At 62.4% G+C, this 18378-nt stretch carries 14 protein-coding genes; 11 read left to right on the forward strand and 3 right to left on the reverse strand.

Annotated elements, in window-relative coordinates:
* Nucleotides 1-156: 156 nt before the first annotated feature.
* The 7 genes from DYL61_RS10605 (at nucleotide 157) to DYL61_RS10635 (ending at nucleotide 9857) form a co-directional block, all read left to right on the forward strand.
* The gene (locus tag DYL61_RS10605) at nucleotides 157-678 is read left to right on the forward strand and encodes an RNA polymerase sigma factor (protein WP_105698989.1); all 522 of its coding nucleotides are present in this window, start codon (nucleotides 157-159) and stop codon (nucleotides 676-678) included.
* A gap of 63 nt (nucleotides 679-741) precedes the next feature.
* Nucleotides 742-1740: a FecR family protein gene (locus tag DYL61_RS10610; RefSeq protein ID WP_135308295.1), complete on the forward strand. Its 999-nt coding sequence runs from the start codon at nucleotides 742-744 to the stop codon at nucleotides 1738-1740.
* 220 nt (nucleotides 1741-1960) lie between these two features.
* Nucleotides 1961-4618, forward strand: coding sequence for a TonB-dependent receptor (locus DYL61_RS10615; protein WP_135308296.1), 2658 nt, complete (start codon nucleotides 1961-1963; stop codon nucleotides 4616-4618).
* An 81-nt stretch (nucleotides 4619-4699) separates the two neighbouring features.
* A complete protein-coding gene (locus DYL61_RS10620) occupies nucleotides 4700-5320 on the forward strand; it encodes a heme acquisition protein HasA (protein ID WP_105698992.1) in 621 nt (206 codons plus the stop codon).
* A 165-nt stretch (nucleotides 5321-5485) separates the two neighbouring features.
* Nucleotides 5486-7222, forward strand: coding sequence for a type I secretion system permease/ATPase (locus tag DYL61_RS10625; RefSeq protein ID WP_135308297.1), 1737 nt, complete (start codon nucleotides 5486-5488; stop codon nucleotides 7220-7222).
* Complete coding sequence (locus DYL61_RS10630; RefSeq protein WP_135308298.1) at nucleotides 7219-8544, forward strand: HlyD family type I secretion periplasmic adaptor subunit; 1326 nt, start codon at nucleotides 7219-7221, stop codon at nucleotides 8542-8544. The genes DYL61_RS10625 and DYL61_RS10630 overlap by 4 nt, the downstream gene beginning before the upstream one ends.
* Nucleotides 8541-9857 carry a TolC family outer membrane protein gene (locus DYL61_RS10635; protein WP_135308299.1) on the forward strand — a complete coding sequence of 439 codons (1317 nt, stop codon included), beginning with the start codon at nucleotides 8541-8543 and terminating at the stop codon, nucleotides 9855-9857. Before DYL61_RS10630 ends, DYL61_RS10635 begins: the two co-directional genes overlap by 4 nt.
* Nucleotides 9858-9991: 134 nt before the next feature.
* On the opposite strand, the gene trmA is transcribed toward DYL61_RS10635, so the two are convergent.
* Both trmA and DYL61_RS10645 read right to left on the reverse strand, forming a co-directional pair.
* Nucleotides 9992-11071 (reverse strand): tRNA (uridine(54)-C5)-methyltransferase TrmA, encoded by a 1080-nt coding sequence (trmA, locus tag DYL61_RS10640; protein ID WP_135308300.1) that lies wholly within the window; start codon nucleotides 11069-11071, stop codon nucleotides 9992-9994.
* Nucleotides 11068-12363 (reverse strand): NCS2 family permease, encoded by a 1296-nt coding sequence (locus DYL61_RS10645; RefSeq protein WP_135308301.1) that lies wholly within the window; start codon nucleotides 12361-12363, stop codon nucleotides 11068-11070. Before DYL61_RS10645 ends, trmA begins: the two co-directional genes overlap by 4 nt.
* A gap of 188 nt (nucleotides 12364-12551) precedes the next feature.
* Between DYL61_RS10645 and DYL61_RS10650 the strand changes: the two genes are divergently transcribed.
* From DYL61_RS10650 to DYL61_RS10665, 4 genes are all read left to right on the forward strand, one after another.
* Nucleotides 12552-12998 carry a DUF4879 domain-containing protein gene (locus DYL61_RS10650; RefSeq protein WP_135308302.1) on the forward strand — a complete coding sequence of 149 codons (447 nt, stop codon included), beginning with the start codon at nucleotides 12552-12554 and terminating at the stop codon, nucleotides 12996-12998.
* Between the two features lie 96 nt (nucleotides 12999-13094).
* The gene (locus DYL61_RS10655; RefSeq protein ID WP_135308303.1) at nucleotides 13095-13601 is read left to right on the forward strand and encodes a (2Fe-2S)-binding protein; all 507 of its coding nucleotides are present in this window, start codon (nucleotides 13095-13097) and stop codon (nucleotides 13599-13601) included.
* The gene (locus DYL61_RS10660) at nucleotides 13598-14587 is read left to right on the forward strand and encodes an FAD binding domain-containing protein (protein WP_135308304.1); all 990 of its coding nucleotides are present in this window, start codon (nucleotides 13598-13600) and stop codon (nucleotides 14585-14587) included. The genes DYL61_RS10655 and DYL61_RS10660 overlap by 4 nt, the downstream gene beginning before the upstream one ends.
* Nucleotides 14584-16767, forward strand: a complete 2184-nt coding sequence (locus DYL61_RS10665; protein ID WP_135308305.1) for a xanthine dehydrogenase family protein molybdopterin-binding subunit — start codon at nucleotides 14584-14586, stop codon at nucleotides 16765-16767. Before DYL61_RS10660 ends, DYL61_RS10665 begins: the two co-directional genes overlap by 4 nt.
* A gap of 139 nt (nucleotides 16768-16906) precedes the next feature.
* Here the strand turns inward: DYL61_RS10665 and DYL61_RS10670 are convergent, their stop codons facing one another.
* Entirely contained in the window at nucleotides 16907-18154 is a 1248-nt protein-coding gene (locus DYL61_RS10670) for an MFS transporter (RefSeq protein ID WP_135308306.1), read from the reverse strand.
* Nucleotides 18155-18378 lie beyond the last annotated feature (224 nt).

An 18378-nucleotide genomic window follows, 5' to 3' on the forward strand; every position in this document is an offset into this window, starting at 1 on the left:
TGTACTGAATGGTTAATTTGGTCAATTGGCCCAGGAATATCTGTTCGATTATCGAACCCTTATCAAGGGCGCGGATCGGATTAGATATCAATTGAAAATCATTCTCGACAACGCTTAAGATGCCCGCCTGTTTCCTTTACATTCCAGGGAGTCGGTTTGTCGGACGTGGATCTCAAAGGCCTGTTTCTCAAGCATGCCGATACCCTGCGCGGGTATCTGGCGCGCAAGGTACGGGACCCGCAGTTGGCCGCAGACCTGGTGCAGGAGAGCTTCCTGCGCCTGGCGGAAAAACCGGCCGGCGAGCGCATCGACAACTCCCAGGGCTATCTCTATCGAACGGCGAGCAATCTGCTGATCGACCATATTCGCCAGGAAGCGCGGCGCAAGACAGACTCCGTGCCCCACGAGGCGCTGGCCGAGATTGAAGATGAAGTGGCCGGGTTGGAGGCTCAGGCAATGGCGCAGCAACAGCGACTGGCATTGAAGCAGGCTCTGGCGGAATTGCCGGAACGCACCCAGCAGATTTTCCGTCTTAACCGCATCGAAGGCATGACCCACGCCCAGGTCGCCCGGCACCTGGACATTTCCGACAGCTCCGTGCAAAAGCATCTGGCCAAGGCCCTGGCCTATGTGATGCAGCGCCTGCAGGACGGCGAGGTGGCATCATCCGACGAATGAATTACCGAAATACGCCAGGTCAGACGTCACAGCGTTACATAACGAAAAATTCGAGATTCACACGTGAATAGCCAGGGTCCGCAACAGCACAGCATTACCGAGGCGGCCGCCGACTGGGCGGTGCGCCTGCACGCCGGTGCCCTGACCGACCAGGAGCAGGCCGAGCTGCGCCAGTGGATCGCCCGCGACAGCCGCCACGAAGCCGCGTTGCGCTTTGCCGAGCAGACGTGGGCGGCGTTGGGCGAAGTGCATAAAGACGAACCGGTGCACCGCCGGCGCCCGGCGTCCACGGTGATGCCTGTGCGTCGCTCCAAGCGGCGAAGGCCCTGGCAGCGGGCAGCCGCCGTGGCGTTGGTCGTGGTGGTGGCGGGCGTTGGCTGGCTGCGCGGCCCGGACGTGGTGCTGCGCCTGCAAGCCGACTACGTCACCCAGAAGGGCGAAGTGCGCACGGTGCAGTTGGCCGATGGCAGCCAGGTGGAGCTGGATTCCGACAGCGCCATCCGCCTGGAGTACGACGGTGTGCAGCGGCGCGTCAGCCTGATCCAGGGCTCGGCGATTTTTGACGTGGCGCCCATGGTCGGCCAGGAAACCCGGCCGTTCGTGGTGCAGAGCGCCGGCGGGCAAACGCGTGCGCTGGGCACCCGATTTGTGGTGGCGCGCGAGGACGACAGCCAGGCCTGGGTCGGCATGTTGGCGCACAGTGTCGAGATTTCACTGCCTACCCAACCGAAAAAAGGCGCGGCCGCCCGCGTGCTCAAGGAAGGCCAGGCGGCACGCTACAGCCCGCAGGAAGGCATCGTGCCCCTCGATCAATTCGATGTGGAACGTGCCACCAGTTGGCGGCGTGGTGTGCTGATTTTTGATCGGCAACCGCTGGCCAAGGTGGTCGAGCAGCTTAATCACTACCGCCCCGGACGCGTGGTGTTGACTGACTCGGCCCTGGGCGAGCGTGAAGTCAGCGGCGTGTTCCGCCTGGACATGCTCGACACCGCCCTCGCGACCCTGACCCAGGAACTCCAGGTGCAACGCCTGGACCTGGCCGGCCTCAGCCTGATCTATTGATTCTCCCCTGTAGGAGCGAGCTTGCTCGCGAAGAACCTCAACGATAACGCGTACATCCAGGATGAGCGCGTCGTCTACGAGTTCTTCGCGAGCAAGCTCGCTCCTACAGGTATTTAAAAAACTTTCAAAAAATTCTTACTGACTTCCTGCGCGTCGCACGTCTTGCTAGGTGAGAAGCATTCGCATAAACAAAAAATCGCTTAGCGCAGGGAAACCAGCAATGTCAGCACTCAACAAGGGGCGCATCACCGGTAGTCGGTTGGCCCTGGCCATTCACTTGGGACTGTTCGCCGCCGTGGCGCCCGTGTATGCCGCACAGCCTCAGGTGAAGGCTGCCCAACCTGCGGTGCTGATGATCGACATCCCTGCGCAATCCTTGGGCAGTGCCGTGCTGACCTTCGCTGACCAGGCGGGCCTGCAAGTGCTGTTCGACAGCCAGCGCCTGGCCGGTTTACAGAGCACGACGGTGAAGGGGCAGTACGGCGTGCAGGAAGGGCTGGCGCGGTTGTTGGGCAATGCGCCGGTGGAATATCGCTTCACCGGCGAGCGCCAGGTCACCCTGACCCGTGTCGAGCAGGGCGACGCCGCTTTGGCGTTGGCGACCACTACGATTACTGGCTTGCACCCCAATGACTGGGTGTATTCATCGCCGCACTCGGTCAGCGTGGTCGGGCGTGAGCAGTTGGACCGCAACCCGCCGCGCCATGCCGCCGAGATGCTTGAAGAAGCTCCGGGCGTCTACTCGGCCGTCAGCCAGCAAGACCCCGGCTTGTCGGTGAACATCCGCGGTCTCCAGGACTATGGCCGGGTCAACATGTCGGTCGATGGCATGCGCCAGAACTATCAGCAAAGTGGTCACCAGCAACGCAACGGCACGCTGTATGTCGATTCGGAGTTGCTGTCCGAAGTCGTGATCGAAAAGGGCGCGACATCCACAATGGGCGGTGCCGGTGTGATCGGTGGCGTCGCCAACTTTCGCACCATCGAGGCCGCCGACTTGCTTAAAGACGGCAAGGAAATCGGCGGGCGCGTCCGTGTGACCACCGGCCTGGGTGGGCGCAGCAACGGCACGCACTTTATCGGCAGTGCGGCGTTTGCCGTGGGCACCGATGTGTGGGACATGCTGGTGGCGGCCAGTGAGCGGCACCTCGGTGATTACAACCCAGGCACCAAGGGCAGCATCGGCGATCTGCGTACCGGCAGTTCTTTCCTGCCGGCCAGCCAGGACCGGATCAAGAACTCCACCGTCGAATACACCGGCTCGGTGATGCGTTCCCGCCTGCTCAAGCTGGGCATCAACCTGCCGCAGGATCAGCGCCTGCAACTGAGCTACCTGACCACCGAAGTCGACTATGACGACGTCAACATGATGACTGCCGAAAAAGCCCAACTATGGGAAAAACTCGGTAGCAGCAACGTCACCGCGCAGAACTTTGCGCTGGACTACAGCTACACCCCGGACAACCCACTGATCGACTTCAAGGCCAAGCTCTACCACGTCGACACGCGCAATGATCAGACCACGCTCACCCGTGGTAGCACCAAGGGCTACGAGGTCACCTACCAGACCAATACCTACGGCTTTCAGGGCCAGAACACCTCGACGTTCGGCTTGAGCGAGCTGTCCGTGCTCAAGGCCAATTACGGGCTGGAGTTTTTCTACGACAAGGTGCGACCGGACTCTAACCAGGCGGTGGCCGCCGACTCGGCAGTGGAGGCCACGGCGGCGGAAAGCATCACGCCCAAAGGTGATCGGGCGATGGCCAGCCTGTTCGCCCGCCTGGATTACGATTACGACAACTGGCTGAACGTTAACGCAGGCCTGCGCTACGACCGCTATCGACTGCGCGGCAAAACGGGTTTGAACACCCGCACGTTCGTCATCGGCACTACGCGGCAAATCGGCTTGCCCATAACCTATGACGTGGATCGGGAAGAGGGGCATTTCTCGCCCACCTTCGGCTTGTCGATCAAGCCGGGCGTGGATTGGCTGCAACTGTTTGCCACGTACGGCAAGGGTTGGCGCCCGCCGGCCGTCACCGAGTCGCTGGTCAGCGGTCGGCCCCATGGCGGGGGCTCGGAGTCGATTCTTCCTAACCCCTACTTGAAGCCTGAGACGTCCACGGCCTGGGAGCTCGGTTTCAATGTGTTCAAGGAAGACCTGCTGTTCACCGATGACCGTGTGGGCATGAAGGTGTCCTACTTCAATACCCGCGTGGATGACTTCTCTTACATGGCCCTTGGCGTGCAGCCGCCGGGTTATGGCATTGCCAATATCGGCAACGCGGCATACGTCAACAACCTGGAGACCACCCGTTTTCGCGGCCTCGAATACCAATTTGATTACGACGCAGGCTTTGCCTACGGCCAGTTGAACTACACGCGCATGCTCGGCAGCAATAAGTTCTGCAGCAAGACGGCGTGGCTGGGCGGTGTCACCAAGATTCAGAGCGGGACAGGCTCCCGTCCTCCGGTGGTCGCGATGGTGCCGGATGATGTGGCCAATGGCGCCCAGAGCTGCAACGCCATCCTGGGCTCTTCCGAACACATGCCGATGGACCGTGGCACCGCAACGCTGGGCGCGCGGTTCTTTGAGCGCAAGTTGGATGTCGGCGTTCGTGCCCGCTACAGCGCCGGTTATTACGTCAAAGGCGGCGTCGGCGTGACCACTTCCCAAACCGGCGTCTACCCGGCCGACTGGAAGCCCTACACCGTCTACGACCTCTACAGCAGCTACCGCGCCACCGACCAATTGACCCTGCGCCTGGCCATGGAAAACGTCACTGACCGCGCCTACCTGGTGCCGTTGGGGGACGTGTTGGCCTTCACCCTGGGCCGTGGCCGCACTGTGCAGGGCACCGTTGAATATCAGTTCTGACCGATTTTGCCCAGTGACGGGCAAAACCACAGCAGGCACAGGCTTGCTGCGGAGATACCACCCCATGACTTGGAGTTTTGCATGAGCATTTCTATTTCATACAGCACGACCTACGCCGCCAATACCGTTGCCGAGTACCTGAGCGACTGGTCGGCTTTCTTTGGCGACCTGAACCACCGTGAAGGTTCGGTCAAAGAGGGTACTAACACTGGTGGTTTCAACCCTGGCCCGTTCGACGGCACCCAATACGGTGTGTCGAGCACGGTCAGCAACGCGGCCGTCGTTGCTGACGGCGACCTGCATTACACCCTGTTCAACCCGCCAGCACACACGCTGTGGGGTTCGCTCGACGCCCTGAACCTGGGCAGTGTTTTGGCGGGCGGCGCTACCAGCGGCGGCTACACCATCACTCATCAGGAAGTCAGCTTCACCGACCTGGGCCTGTCGAGCCTGCAATCGGAAGGCCAAAATGGCCAGGTGCATCAGATCATCTACGGCCTGATGAGCGGCGACAGCACCGCGCTGGCCTCGGCTATCGACTCCCTGCTCAAGGACATCGACCCAAGCCTGTCGATCAACTCCACGTTTGACCAACTGGCCGCTGCCGGTGTGGCGCATGTGGATTCGGCGTCGGTCGCCGCTGCCGACGTGGCGCTGGTGGGCGTGCAAGACGTGCCTCAGGACTTCGCGCTGGCGGCCTGATGTCATGAAAAAAGCGAATGGAAGATCACTCTCCCATTCGCCGCATTACACCGCCGTCGCCCAAGCCTTCTAATTCTTCAGCGACGGCGGTGCCAAATTCTGCGCAGCGTCGTATCGCCTGTCAACGCGGCGAGGCTGCACGCTTAACCCTTCGAGAATCCCCAGATGCGCCACGCCGGCAACGAAACCCTGGCCGCCCTCACGGCCTATAAAAGTGGCTTCTTCAACATCGGCCTGTTCTCGGCGGTGATCAACCTGCTGATGCTGGCTCCGGCGCTGTACATGTTGCAGGTGTACGACCGGGTGCTGGCCTCAGGCAATCAGATGACCCTGTTGATGTTGACGCTGATGATCCTCGGCCTGTTCGGCTTGATGGGCGCGTTGGAATGGGTGCGCAGCCAGGTGGTGATCCGTCTTGGCACGCAGATGGACATGCGCTTGAACCAGCGGGTGTACGACGCCGCGTTCGAAGCGCAACTCAAGGGCGGCACCCAGGCGGCGGGCCAGGCCCTGAATGACCTGACCACCTTGCGTCAGTTCGCCACTGGCCAGGCGCTGTTCGCGTTTTTCGATGCGCCGTGGTTTCCGGTATACCTGCTAGTGATCTTTATGTTTCATCCATGGCTTGGCCTGTTGGCGTTGGGCGGTGCGGTGCTGTTGATCGCGCTGGCCTGGATCAACCATCGCGTAAGCCAGGCGCCGATGGCCCTGGCCAGCCAGTTGGCCATCAGCGCCAGCCAGCAGGCCACCACCAACCTGCGCAATGCCGACACCATCGAAGCCATGGGCATGCTCGCCACGTTACGCGCGCGCTGGTTCGGCCAGCATCAAGCGTTCCTGGCCCAGCAGAACCTGGCCAGCGAAAAGACCGCTGCCGTCACCGCGTGGTCCAAGGGCGTGCGGCTGGCGTTGCAGTCGTTGGTACTGGGGCTGGGCGCGTTGCTGGCGGTGCAGGGCGATATTACGCCGGGGATGATGATTGCCGGTTCGATCCTGATGGGCCGGGTGTTGAGCCCCATCGACCAACTGATCGGCGTGTGGAAACAATGGGGCTCGGCGCGCCTGGCGTTTGAGCGGTTGTCGCAATTGCTCGAAGCCAATCCAGCGCGCGCGGTACGGATGAGCCTGCCGGTGCCAAAGGGCCAACTGACGCTGGAGCACATCAGCGCCTGCGCACCGGGTAGCCGTCGACCGGCGCTGGCGAATTTGGGATTCAACCTGCCGGCGGGCGAAGTGCTGGGGGTGATCGGGCCGTCGGGCTGCGGCAAATCCACCCTGGCCCGAATCGTGGTGGGTGCCTGGGCGCCGTTGTCCGGCAAGGTGCGGCTCGACGGCGCCGACCTGGCCCAGTGGGACAAACAGCAACTCGGCCCACACATCGGCTACCTGCCCCAGGACATCCAACTGTTCGCCGGCAGCATCGCCGATAACATCGCGCGGTTCGCCGAGGTGGACGCCGATAACGTCCTGGCCGCTGCACAAATGGCTGGCGTGCACGAGATGATCCTGCAACTGCCCCAAGGCTACGACACGATGCTCGGAGAGGGCGGCGCCGGTCTGTCGGGCGGCCAGAAGCAACGCGTGGGCCTGGCCCGGGCGCTGTACGGTTTGCCCGCGTTGATCGTGCTGGATGAACCCAACGCCAACCTTGATGAGGTGGGCGAGCAGGCGTTGCTCCAGGCCATCGCCCAGCTCAAGCAGCAGCGCCGCACGGTGATTCTGATTACCCACAAACCCAACGTACTGAGCCTGACCGACCAGTTGCTGATCCTCAAGGACGGCCAGTTGCAGGCCTTCGGGCCGACGGCGCGGGTGTTGGAGGCGCGGCAGAAACCGGCACCGGCCAAGCCGGTGTCGACCATGAGCATGAGCTACCGCCTCGGTGAAGGAAAACAGGCATGAGCGTGAGTAAACCGGTGTTGGCCAGCGATCAGCCGAATAACGTGTTGGCGCTGGATGACAAAAAGTATTCGCGGCTGGGGTGGTGGCTGGTGTTGGGCGGCTTCGCCGGTTTTATCGGCTGGGCGGCGCTGGCGCCGTTGGACAAGGGCGTGGCGGTGTCGGGCAAGGTCATGGTCTCGGGGCATCGCAAGACGGTGCAGCATCCGGCGGGTGGCATTGTCGAGCGTATCGAGGTGCGTGATGGCGATGTCGTCAATGCCGGTCAGGTGTTGCTGCGTTTAAAGGAAACCCCATTGCGCGGGCAGATGCAGTCCCTGCGCAGCCAGTACCTGGCGTCCCTGGCCAGCGAAGCGCGTTTGAGCGCGGAAAGTGAAGGGTTGTCGGCGATCACTTTCGGGCCGGAACTGCTCAATGATCCGGAAGCGGCGGCCACGTTGAGCCTGCAACGCCAACTGTTCAGCAGCCGCGCCCAGGCATTGGCCACCGAGCAACAAGGCTTGCGCGAAACCATCGCTGGGGCCGAGGCGCAATTGCGTGGCACACGGGATTCCCAGGCGAGCAAGGTCCAGCAACGGGCCGCTTTGAATGAGCAACTGCACGGGCTGCGGGAACTGGCGCGTGACGGCTATATCCCACGCAATCGCCTGCTGGACAGCGAGCGTTTGTACTCCCAGGTCGACGGCAGCATCGCAGAAGATTACGGGCGCATCGGCCTGCTGCAACGCCAGGTCATGGAGCTGCGTCTGCGCATCCGCCAACTCGGCGAAGACTTCCAGAAAGACCTGCGCGGCCAGTTGGCCGAGGCCCGTACCCGCAGCGATGACCTGCGCAATCGCCTGGCCTCCGCTGAGTTCGAATTGGCCAACAGCCTGGTGCGTGCACCCGCGTCCGGGGTCGTGGTCGGGCTGGAGGTGTACACCGAGGGCGGCGTGATCAAGCCCGGCCAGGCGCTGATGGACATCGTGCCCCAGGGCGAACCGCTGCTGGTGGAAGCACGAGTGCCGGTGCAGATGATCGACAAGGTGCACCCCGGCTTGCCGGTGGAGCTGATGTTCCCCGCGTTCAACCAGGCCACCACGCCACGGGTGGCGGGCGAGGTAACGCTGGTGTCCGCCGACCGCCAAGTGGATGAACGCACCGATGAGCCGTATTACACCGTACGCGCCCAGGTCAGTGCGGCCGGTATGCAACAACTGGAGGGCGTGCAGATTCGTCCGGGCATGCCGGTGGAAACCTTCGTCAAGACCGGCGAGCGCTCGATGCTCAACTACCTGTTCAAACCGCTGCTGGATCGTACTCACATGGCCTTGGTGGAAGAATGAAGGCGCTGTTTTTTACCCTGTGTTTGAGCTGTGCACCGGTGGCGCATGCCATGGGTTTGCTGGATGCCTACGACTTGGCCCTACGCAATGATCCGACCTTTCAGGCAGCCATCCAGGAACGTGAGGCGGGCGAAGAGAACCGCGTGATCGGCCGCTCGGCGCTGCTGCCGAACCTGTCATGGAGCTACAACAATTCGCGCAACGAGTCCGAAGTGACGGCGGGAGATGTCACCAGCGACCGCGATTACCGCAGCTATGCGTCGACCCTGACCTTGCAGCAACCGTTGCTGGATTACGAAGCCTACGCACGCTTTCGTCAGGGCACGGCCCAGGCGCTGATGGCCGATGAACGTTTTCGCGGCAAGAGCCAGGAACTGGCGGTACGGGTGCTCAGTGCCTACAGCCAGGCCTTGCTGGCTCAAGAGCGCATCGAATTGAGCCGGGCGCAGAAACGCGCGTTTGCCGAACGCCTGCAACTCAATGACCGCTTGCTCAAAGGCGGTGAAGGCACGCGCACCGATGTGCTGGAAACCCAGGCCCGCCTGAGCCTGGCCCAGGCCGAAGAGATTGAGTCACTGGATGCCCAGGACAGTGCTTTGCGCGAGCTGGAAGCCATTGTCGGCCAACCGTTGCAGGTCGAAGCACTGGCACCGCTGACCCGCCAGTTCGACATCCCGCCCCTGGAGCCCAACCGCTTCGAAACCTGGCGCGAGATGGCCATGGCCAACAACCCGGAACTCAAATCCCAGCACCATGCGTTGGATGTGGCGTCGTATGAGGTTGAGCGCAAACGCGCCGGGCATCTGCCCAAGGTCAGCCTGTACGCCACCAGCCGCCAGACCAGTTCCGATTCGGAAAGCAGCTACAACCAGAAGTACGACACCAACAGTGTCGGCATCCAGGTCAGCCTGCCGTTGTTTGCCGGTGGCTCGGTGTCGGCGTCTACACGCCAGGCGGCGAACCAGTTGTCCCAGGCCCAGTACGAACTGGACGCCCACACTTCGGCGACGCTGGTGGAGTTGCGCAAGCAGTTCAACCTCAACACCAGCGGCGCGGCGAAAGTGCGCGCCTATGAGATGGCGGTCAGCTCTGCCACGGCCTTGGTCACCGCCACCCAAAAAAGCGTCACGGGGGGCGAGCGGGTCAACCTCGACGTGCTCGACGCCGAGCAACAACTGTTCAGCGCCCGCCGCGACCTGGCCACTGCGCGGCATGCGTATTTGCTGGCGAGGATTCAGTTGAAGTATTACGCGGGGTTGCTGAGTGAGCAGGACTTGCGGGCGTTAGCGGGGTATTTCCAGCCGTCGGCATGATGCCAGCACAGAGATCCACTGTGGGAGGGGGCTTGCCCCCGATGGCGACGGGTCAGCTTGCGCGTGTGTTGACTGACACACCGCCATCGGGGGCAAGCCCCCTCCCACATTTGGATCTACTGTGTCCTGAGGACTTAGCGCCGGGTCAGCAACACCCCAGACTCCATATGATGCGTCCACGGAAACTGGTCAAACATCGCACACTGGGTAATGCGGTGCGTGTCATGCAGTTGCGCAATGTTGGCCGCCAACGTCTCCGGGTTGCAGGAGATGTACAGGATGTTGTCGAAGCGCCGGGTCAGTTCGCAGGTGTCCGGGTCCATGCCGGCACGCGGCGGGTCGACGAACACGCTGCCGAACTCGTAGCTTTTCAGGTCGATGCCATGCAGGCGACGGAACGGGCGCACTTCGTTCAGCGCTTCGGTGAGTTCTTCGGCGGAGAGCCGCACCAGCGTGACGTTATCCACCGCATTTTCATCGAGGTTGCTGAGCGCGGCGTTGACCGAGGTCTTGCTGATCTCGGTGGCCAGCACTTTGCGCACACGGGTTGCCAACGGCAGGGTGAAGTTGCCGTTGCCGCAATACAGCTCGAGCAAGTCATCCGGGCGATCGCCCAGCGCTTCATAGGCCCAGTTGAGCATCTTCTGGTTCACCGTGCCGTTGGGCTGGGTGAACGCGCCCTCGGGTTGGCGATAACTGAACGTGCGGCCGCCGACCTCGAGTTTTTCCACCACGTAGTCGTGGCCGATCACATCACGCTTGCCCTTGGAGCGGCCGATGATGCTCACGTTCAAGTCCGCAGCCAGTTTGTTCGCGGCAGTGTGCCAATGCTCGTCCAGCGGGCGGTGATAGCACAGCGTGATCATCGCATCGCCGGCCAGCGTGGTAAGGAACTCCACCTGGAACAGCTTGTGGCTCAGGGCGGCGCTGGCTTGCCAGGCGGCCTTGAGCTGCGGCATCAACTGGTTGATGCGCAGGCTGGCGATGGGGAATTCTTCGATCAGGATCGGCGTGCGTTTGTCGTCCTGGGAGAACATCGCGTAATGGCGCTCACCGCCTTCGCGCCACAGGCGGAACTCCGCGCGCAGGCGGAAGTTCTGCAACGGCGAGTCGAATACCTGCGGCTCCGGTGCATCGAACGGGGCCAACAGGTCACGCAAGCGCGTGACCTTGTCTTGCAGTTGAGCGGTGTAGCGTGCGGCGTCAAAAGTCATGCGTTGAACCAGCCCAGCTTGATCACGAACAGAATCGACAGAATCACCAGCGCCGGGTTCAGCTCACGGTAGCGGCCCGAAAGCAGCTTGATGGCAGTCCACGCGATGAAGCCGAAGGCGATGCCGTTGGCGATGGAGTAAGTGAAGGGCATCGCCAGGGCGGTGATCACCACCGGCGCTGCCACAGTAATGTCGTCCCAGTCGATTTCGGCCAGGCCCTGGGTCATCAGCACGGCCACGAACAGCAAGGCCGGTGCAGTGGCGAAGGCGGGAACGCTGGCGGCCAATGGCGAGAAGAACAACGCCAACAGGAACAGGATCGCTACCACGATGGCAGTCAAACCGGTACGGCCGCCGGCGCTCACGCCCGCAGCGGATTCGATGTAGCTGGTGGTGGTCGAGGTGCCCAGCAGGGAGCCGGCCATGGCGGCGGTACTGTCGGCGATCAGCGCACGGCCCATCTTTGGCATGTGGCCGTCCTTGCCCATCAGGCCGGCGCGCTTGGCCACGCCGATCAGGGTGCCGGAGTTGTCGAACAGGTCGACGAACAGGAAGGCGAAGATCACGCTGACCAGGCCGATATCCAGCGCACCCTTGATATCCAGTTGCAGGAAGGTCGGCGCCAGGGACGGCGGCATCGAGACCACGCCGCCGAACGGGGTCACGTTCAGGGCAATGGAGACGATGGTCACGGCCAGGATGCCGATCAGCACCGCGCCACGCACGGCCAGGGCTTCCAGCGCGACGATCAGCACAAAACCGAATGTGGCCAGGATAGGCGCGGCTTTGGTGAGGTCACCCAGGCCCACCAGCGTGGCCGGGTTCGCTACCACGATTTCGGCGTTATGCAGGGCGATCAGCGCCAGGAACAGGCCGATACCGGCGGCAATCGCCGAGCGCAGGGGCAGCGGAATGGCGTTGATGATCCACTCGCGAATGCGAAAGATCGACAGCAGGAAGAACAGCACCGCCGAAATGAATACCGCACCCAGCGCCACCTGCCAGGTATGGCCCATGTGCAGCACCACGGTGTAGGTAAAGAAGGCGTTGAGGCCCATGCCCGGCGCCAGCGCGATCGGGTAGTTGGCGATCAGGCCCATCACGGTCGAACCGATGGCGGCGGCCAGGCAGGTCGCGACAAAGATCGCGCCCTTGTCCATGCCGGTCTCGCCGAGGATGCTCGGGTTCACGAACAGGATGTAGGCCATGGCCAGGAACGTGGTGATACCCGCGAGAATCTCGGTGCGCACATTGGTGTTGTGGGCTTTGAGTTGAAACAGCTTTTCCAGCATGCCGGCTCCCTGTGACGCTATCTTGCGTCGTGATTTGTTGACCTCTAAGTCAAAGCACAAACTGCGCCAAGCGCCTGTGGATTCAGAGAGGATCGGAAAAAGCGGCGCATCATACCAGCAGCCGAGGCTGTGTGGCGCATGGCCTTGAGGCATACTGCGCCGACGTTTAAACGAAGGTCACCCGCCCCATGAAAAAAGCCAACGCGTGGAGTCTAGCTCTGATCTCCTGTATCAGCCTGTGGCTCGCTGCAGCACCGGCCTGGGGCGCGACTGCACCGGCCTTGAGCGAGGTGCGCGTGTTCAAGGTCGAATCGGCGCGCTGCACCGAAACCATCCCGGAGCGGGCGCAGGGCACGCAAATGTGCACCCATCGCGGGCCCACCAAGGTCTCGGTGATGGAAGTCGGCCTGGGTAACAACCCCATGGGCCGCTTCGACGGCGCCGAATTGAACGGGCAACGCACGCCGGTGTGCCAGGTCGGCAACATCAGCCAGGTGTGCAGTGGCGCGGGCACGGTGATGGGCTACATCTATGTGTTCGACGTCAATGTCGAGGCCCCGGGCTGGTTTGAATACACCAACTCGTCGATCAACGGCCCGCAGAACACCTTGAAGACGCTGCTCAATATCCGCTGATCAATCCCCTTGAACGCTCAAAACCCCGGGCAGTCGTACCCCTGAGACGGCGACTTTCCTGAACGCCGCGGACGTACACCAACCCGTGAGGTGTTTATGAGCGCAACTCCCAATGGCGCGGCGGTTCAACCGTTCGTCAGCCACCCGATTCGCCTGCGCCTCAATGGCCAGGACCGCCAACTGGATGTGTTGCCCTGGACCACGCTGCTGGACCTGCTGCGCGAACACCTCGACCTGGTCGGCAGCAAAAAGGGCTGCGACCACGGTCAATGCGGCGCTTGCACCGTGTTGCGCGATGGCAAGCGGATCAATGCCTGCCTGACCCTCGCCGTGATGTGCGACGGCGCCGAGTTGACCACCATCGAAGGCCTGGCCAGCGGTGACGTGCTTCACCCAATGCAACAGGCGTTCATCAAGCACGATGCTTTCCAGTGCGGTTACTGCACCCCCGGCCAGATCTGTTCCGCCGTGGGCCTGGCCAATGAAGGCCGCGCCCAAGACAGCGCGCAAATCCAGGAACTGATGAGCGGCAACCTGTGCCGCTGCGGTGCCTACAGCAATATCCGCGATGCAATTGAAGATGTTGTAGGAGGTGAACGATGAATCCCTTCCATTACAGCAAACCGGCCAATGTACACGACGCCGTGCACCTGAGCAGTGCCGCATCGCGATTCATTGCCGGGGGCACCAACCTGCTGGACCTGATGAAAGAAAACATCAGCCGCCCCGAACACCTCATCGACATCACCGGCCTGCCCCTCAGCGATATCCAGCAAACCGACGCCGGCGGCCTGATGATTGGCGCCCTGGTGAGCAATGCCGACCTGGCCTGGCACCCGCTGATCGAACAGCGCTACCCGTTGTTGTCCCAGGCCATCCTCGCCGGCGCCTCGCCACAATTGCGCAATATGGCGAGCACCGGCGGCAACCTGTTGCAGCGCACCCGCTGCTATTACTTCTACGACGCCGCGGTGCCGTGCAATAAGCGCGAGCCCGGCAGCGGCTGCCCGGCGCGCACGGGCTTGAACCGCATCCATGCGATTCTCGGCGCCAGCGAGCAGTGCGTCGCGACTCATCCGTCAGACATGTGCGTCGCCCTGGCCGCACTGGACGCACGCGTGCATGTGGAAGGGCGCGGCGGTGCGCGGGTGATCGAGTTTGCCGACTTCCATCGGCTGCCTGCCGATGCGCCGCAACGTGACAACCAATTGGCCGACGATGAGCTGATCACCGCCATCGAACTGCCCGCCAACCCGCTGGCGCAACACAGTCACTACCTGAAAATCCGCGACCGCGCTTCCTACGCCTTTGCCCTGGTCTCCGTGGCGGCCGCCCTTGAGTTGGACGGCGAGCAGATTATCGATGCACGCCTGGCCCTCGGCGGCGTGGCGCATAAACCCTGGCGGGACCGCGCAGTGGAAGCTGCGCTGATCGGTCAGGCGGTCAGCCGCGAAACCTTCAGCCACGCCGCCGATGCGCTGCTGCAAGACGCCGAGCCGTTGGCGCACAACGGTTTCAAGATCAAGCTGGCCCGCCGCGCGATTATCCGCGCCTTGAGCGACGCCGCCGTCGCAGGAGAACAGCCATGAGCGCCCTCGGCAAACCTCTGGACCGGGTTGACGGTCTGCTCAAAGTCACCGGTCAGGCGCGCTACGCCGGTGAGTTTGCCGAAGCAGGCCTGCTGCATGGCAGCGTGGTCTCCAGCACCGTGGCCAAGGGGCGGATCACCAGGATTGATGCCTCCAGGGCCCTGGCGCTGCCGGGTGTGATCAGCGTTATCGATCACCTCAACCGCCCGAAAATCGCCAGCTACGACGCCGCCTTCGAAGACGCCGACGCCGCCGATGGCTCGCCGTTTCGTCCGCTGTACAACGACCGCGTGCTGTACAGCGGCCAGCCGCTGGCCCTGGTGATCGCCGATAACCTGGAGTTGGCGCGGCATGCCGGCTCCCTGATCGACATCGAATACGCCACCGAGGCCTTCGACACCGACCTGCTGGCGTTGCAGGACCAGGCCCATGCCTCACCGCAGGCGCCACCCGAGCCGCGTGGAAATTTCCAGGCGCAATGGGCTGGGGCGGCGGTCAGCCTGGATCTGCACTACAGCACTCCCATCGAACACCACAATCCCATGGAGCCCCATGCCAGCACCGTGCTGTATCAGCCGGACGGCACGCTGCATATCCATGACAAGACCCAAGGCCCGCAAAACTGCCAGGCCTACGTGCAAAAGGTATTCGGCCTGGATAAAAGCCAGGTGCGGATCTTCGCGGCGTTCGTGGGCGGCGCTTTCGGCTCCGGGTTGCGCCCGCAATATCAGCTGCCTTTGGCGGTGATGGCGTCGTTGGCGCTTAAACGTTCGGTGCGTGTCACGCTCACCCGCCAACAGATGTTCACCTTTGGCTACCGCCCGCGCACCTTGCAGCGTTTGCAAATGGGTGCCGCCGCCAACGGCAAGCTCATGGCCATCGGGCATACCGCCATTGGCCAAACCTCGCGCTTCGAGGATTTCAGCGAACACGTGGTGGAGTGGAGCGGCATGCTTTATCACTGCGACAACGTGCAATTGACCTACAAACTGGTGCCGCTGGACGTGTTCACGCCGCTGGACATGCGCGCACCGGGCGCTGCCCTCGGGGTGATCGGCCTGGAGTGCGCCATGGACGAACTGGCCTGCGCGCTGGGCATCGACCCGGTGCAACTGCGTCTGATCAATTACGCCGAACGCAACCAGAACGAAGACAAACCCTGGTCGAGCAAGGCTCTGCGCGAGTGTTACCGCGAAGGTGCCGAACGGTTCGGCTGGAGCGCACGCAACCCGGAACCGCGCAGCATGCGCGATGGCCGTCAGTTGATCGGCTGGGGCATGGCCGGTGGTGTGTGGGAAGCCATGCAGATGAAGGCCAGTGCCAAGGCGCGAATCGATGCACAGGGCAAATTGACGGTGAGCAGTGCCACCACCGATATCGGCACCGGCACATACACGGTCATGACCCAGATCGCGGCGCAGGCCAGTGGCGTGGCGGTGGAGGATGTGAGCTTTCTGCTCGGCGATTCGTCATTGCCGACAGCACCGTTACAGGGGGGCTCATTTACCGTTTCGTCGGTCGGGACGGCGGTGCAGCAAGCCTGTGAGGCGCTGAACGCCAAGTTGCTGGAAGTCGCCAGGCAAACGTATCCGGTGTTCAAGGAGGCCGAGGCCGTGCGCTTTGAAGACGGTCAGCTCCATACCGGTGACGTGGGTGTGTCATTGGCGCAGTTGGTCAAGGACGCGGGCGAAGAGGCGCTGGAAGTACAGGTCGACAGCGAGCCCGACAAAAAGCGCGAAGGTTATTCAACCGCGACTCACTCGGCGGTGTTTGTCGAAGTGCGGGTGGATGAAGACCTGGGCACCGTCAAGGTCAGCCGCGTGGTCAGTGCGATTGCCGCCGGGCGGGTGGTCAACCCCAAGATGGCCCGTAGCCAGATCCTCGGTGGCGTGGTGTGGGGCATCGGCATGGCCTTGCATGAAGAAACCCAGATCGACCATCAACTAGGGCGCTACATGAACCACAGCCTGGCCGAGTATCACATCCCGGTAAATGCGGATATCGGCGACGTTGATGTGGTTTTTGTCGAAGAACACGACGAGATTGTTAATGCGTTGGGGTCCAAGGGGGTCGGTGAGATTGGCATTGTCGGCGTGGCGGCGGCGGTGGCGAATGCGGTTTATCACGCCACTGGGAAGCGGGTGCGAGATTTTCCCGTCACCCTGGATAAGGTGCTGTAACTCGATCTTCCAAACGCCGAAGATCCAAATGTGGGAGGGGGCTTGCCCCCGATGAGGGAGTGTCAGTGATATATCTTTGACTGACACACCGCTATCGGGGGCAAGCCCCCTCCCACATTGGCCTTATTGCCAAATTGGGCTAGGCGGCGGACTTGATGTTTTCTTCCACCGGCACATGCATCCGATCCCGATTCGCCAGAGTCGGGAACAACTTGATCCACACGCCCGTGACCACCAGCGTACCAATCCCGCCCATGACCACCGCTGGCACCGTGCCAAACCAGTGAGCGGTAATCCCCGATTCAAACTCACCCAACTGATTCGACGCACCGATAAACAGCCCGTTGACCGCACTGACCCGCCCGCGCATTTCGTCCGGGGTTTCCAACTGCACGAACGACGCGCGGATCACCATGCTGATCATGTCCGCCGCGCCCAACACCACCAGCACGCCCAAGGAAAACCAGAACGAGGTGGACAGGCCGAAGGCGATGGTCGCCACGCCAAATATGCCGACGGCGGTGAACATCACGCGGCCCACGTGGCGATCCACCGAAAACCGCGCCAGCCAAAGCGACATCAACAACGCGCCCACCGCCGGGGCAGAGCGCAACAGGCCCAGGCCCCAGGCCCCCGTCAGCAGGATGTCCTTGGCGAACACCGGCAGCAATGCGGTGGCACCGCCCAGCAGTACGGCGAACAGGTCCAGGGAGATGGCGCCGAGGATGTCCGGGCGGCTGCGGATAAAGCGGATGCCGGCCAGCAACGAATCCAGGGTGGCCTTGCCCTTGTTGAGCGGAGTCTGGCGGGCGGGCAGGTTGAGGGTCAGCACGCAGGCGATGATGTACAGCGCCACGGTGGGGCCGTATACCCAGACGCTGCCGAACGCATACAGCAAACCGCCGAGCGCCGGGGCAACGATGGTGGCCAGTTGCTGGGCCGACTGCGACGAGGCCACTGCACGCGGAAACAGCGCACTGGGCACGATGCTTGGCAGCAGCGCCTGGGTGGTGGGCATTTCAAAGGAGCGCGCGGCGCCGAGCAGGAAGGCGAGGATAAAGATCATCTCGCGGGTCACGTTGCCGGTCAGGCCGCCGATGGCCAGGGACAGGGCGATCAGCGCCTGTACGGTCTGGCAGATGGCCGCTACCTTGCGTCGCTCATAGCGGTCCGCCACATGCCCGGTGTGCAGCATGAACAACACGCGGGGCACGAACTCCACCAGACCCACCAAACCCAGGTCCAGCACATTGCCGGTCAGTTGGTAGAGGTTCCAGCCGATGGCGACGGTAAGCATCTGGAAGCCGCTGGCGGTGAAGATGCGCGCCAGCCAGAAAGCGATGAAAGGGCGGTGATGACGCAACAGCAACACGGGTTCACTAGGCATCGGGCGTTCAGGTCAGGGCCGGAGGGAGCGCCGAGATTATCATCAAGTTGTAACAGATGGTTGCAGGATCTGATCTGAGGCAGTCTGTCACGCGGCAAAAGACCACAACGTCCTACAGCCAAATCCGGACTACTCTTTCAGCAATGCTTGATCCAGATCAACACCTCCCCAGGGATTGGTCTGGCGGCCTCAGGGCCAGATTCCCGACGTGGTTGGTTAAAAAA

Source organism: Pseudomonas nabeulensis, from assembly GCF_004682045.1.
In the GTDB taxonomy this organism is placed as follows: domain Bacteria; phylum Pseudomonadota; class Gammaproteobacteria; order Pseudomonadales; family Pseudomonadaceae; genus Aquipseudomonas; species Aquipseudomonas nabeulensis.

Coding starts and splice junctions, on each gene's coding strand:
- DYL61_RS10615 (WP_135308296.1), top strand. CDS start 1,961: ATGTCAGCACTCAACAAGGGGCGCATCACCGGTAGTCGGTTGGCCCTG.
- DYL61_RS10620 (WP_105698992.1), top strand. CDS start 4,700: ATGAGCATTTCTATTTCATACAGCACGACCTACGCCGCCAATACCGTT.
- DYL61_RS10625 (WP_135308297.1), top strand. CDS start 5,486: ATGCGCCACGCCGGCAACGAAACCCTGGCCGCCCTCACGGCCTATAAA.
- DYL61_RS10630 (WP_135308298.1), top strand. CDS start 7,219: ATGAGCGTGAGTAAACCGGTGTTGGCCAGCGATCAGCCGAATAACGTG.
- DYL61_RS10635 (WP_135308299.1), top strand. CDS start 8,541: ATGAAGGCGCTGTTTTTTACCCTGTGTTTGAGCTGTGCACCGGTGGCG.
- trmA (WP_135308300.1), bottom strand. CDS start 11,071: ATGACTTTTGACGCCGCACGCTACACCGCTCAACTGCAAGACAAGGTC.
- DYL61_RS10645 (WP_135308301.1), bottom strand. CDS start 12,363: ATGCTGGAAAAGCTGTTTCAACTCAAAGCCCACAACACCAATGTGCGC.
- DYL61_RS10650 (WP_135308302.1), top strand. CDS start 12,552: ATGAAAAAAGCCAACGCGTGGAGTCTAGCTCTGATCTCCTGTATCAGC.
- DYL61_RS10655 (WP_135308303.1), top strand. CDS start 13,095: ATGAGCGCAACTCCCAATGGCGCGGCGGTTCAACCGTTCGTCAGCCAC.
- DYL61_RS10660 (WP_135308304.1), top strand. CDS start 13,598: ATGAATCCCTTCCATTACAGCAAACCGGCCAATGTACACGACGCCGTG.
- DYL61_RS10665 (WP_135308305.1), top strand. CDS start 14,584: ATGAGCGCCCTCGGCAAACCTCTGGACCGGGTTGACGGTCTGCTCAAA.
- DYL61_RS10670 (WP_135308306.1), bottom strand. CDS start 18,154: ATGCCTAGTGAACCCGTGTTGCTGTTGCGTCATCACCGCCCTTTCATC.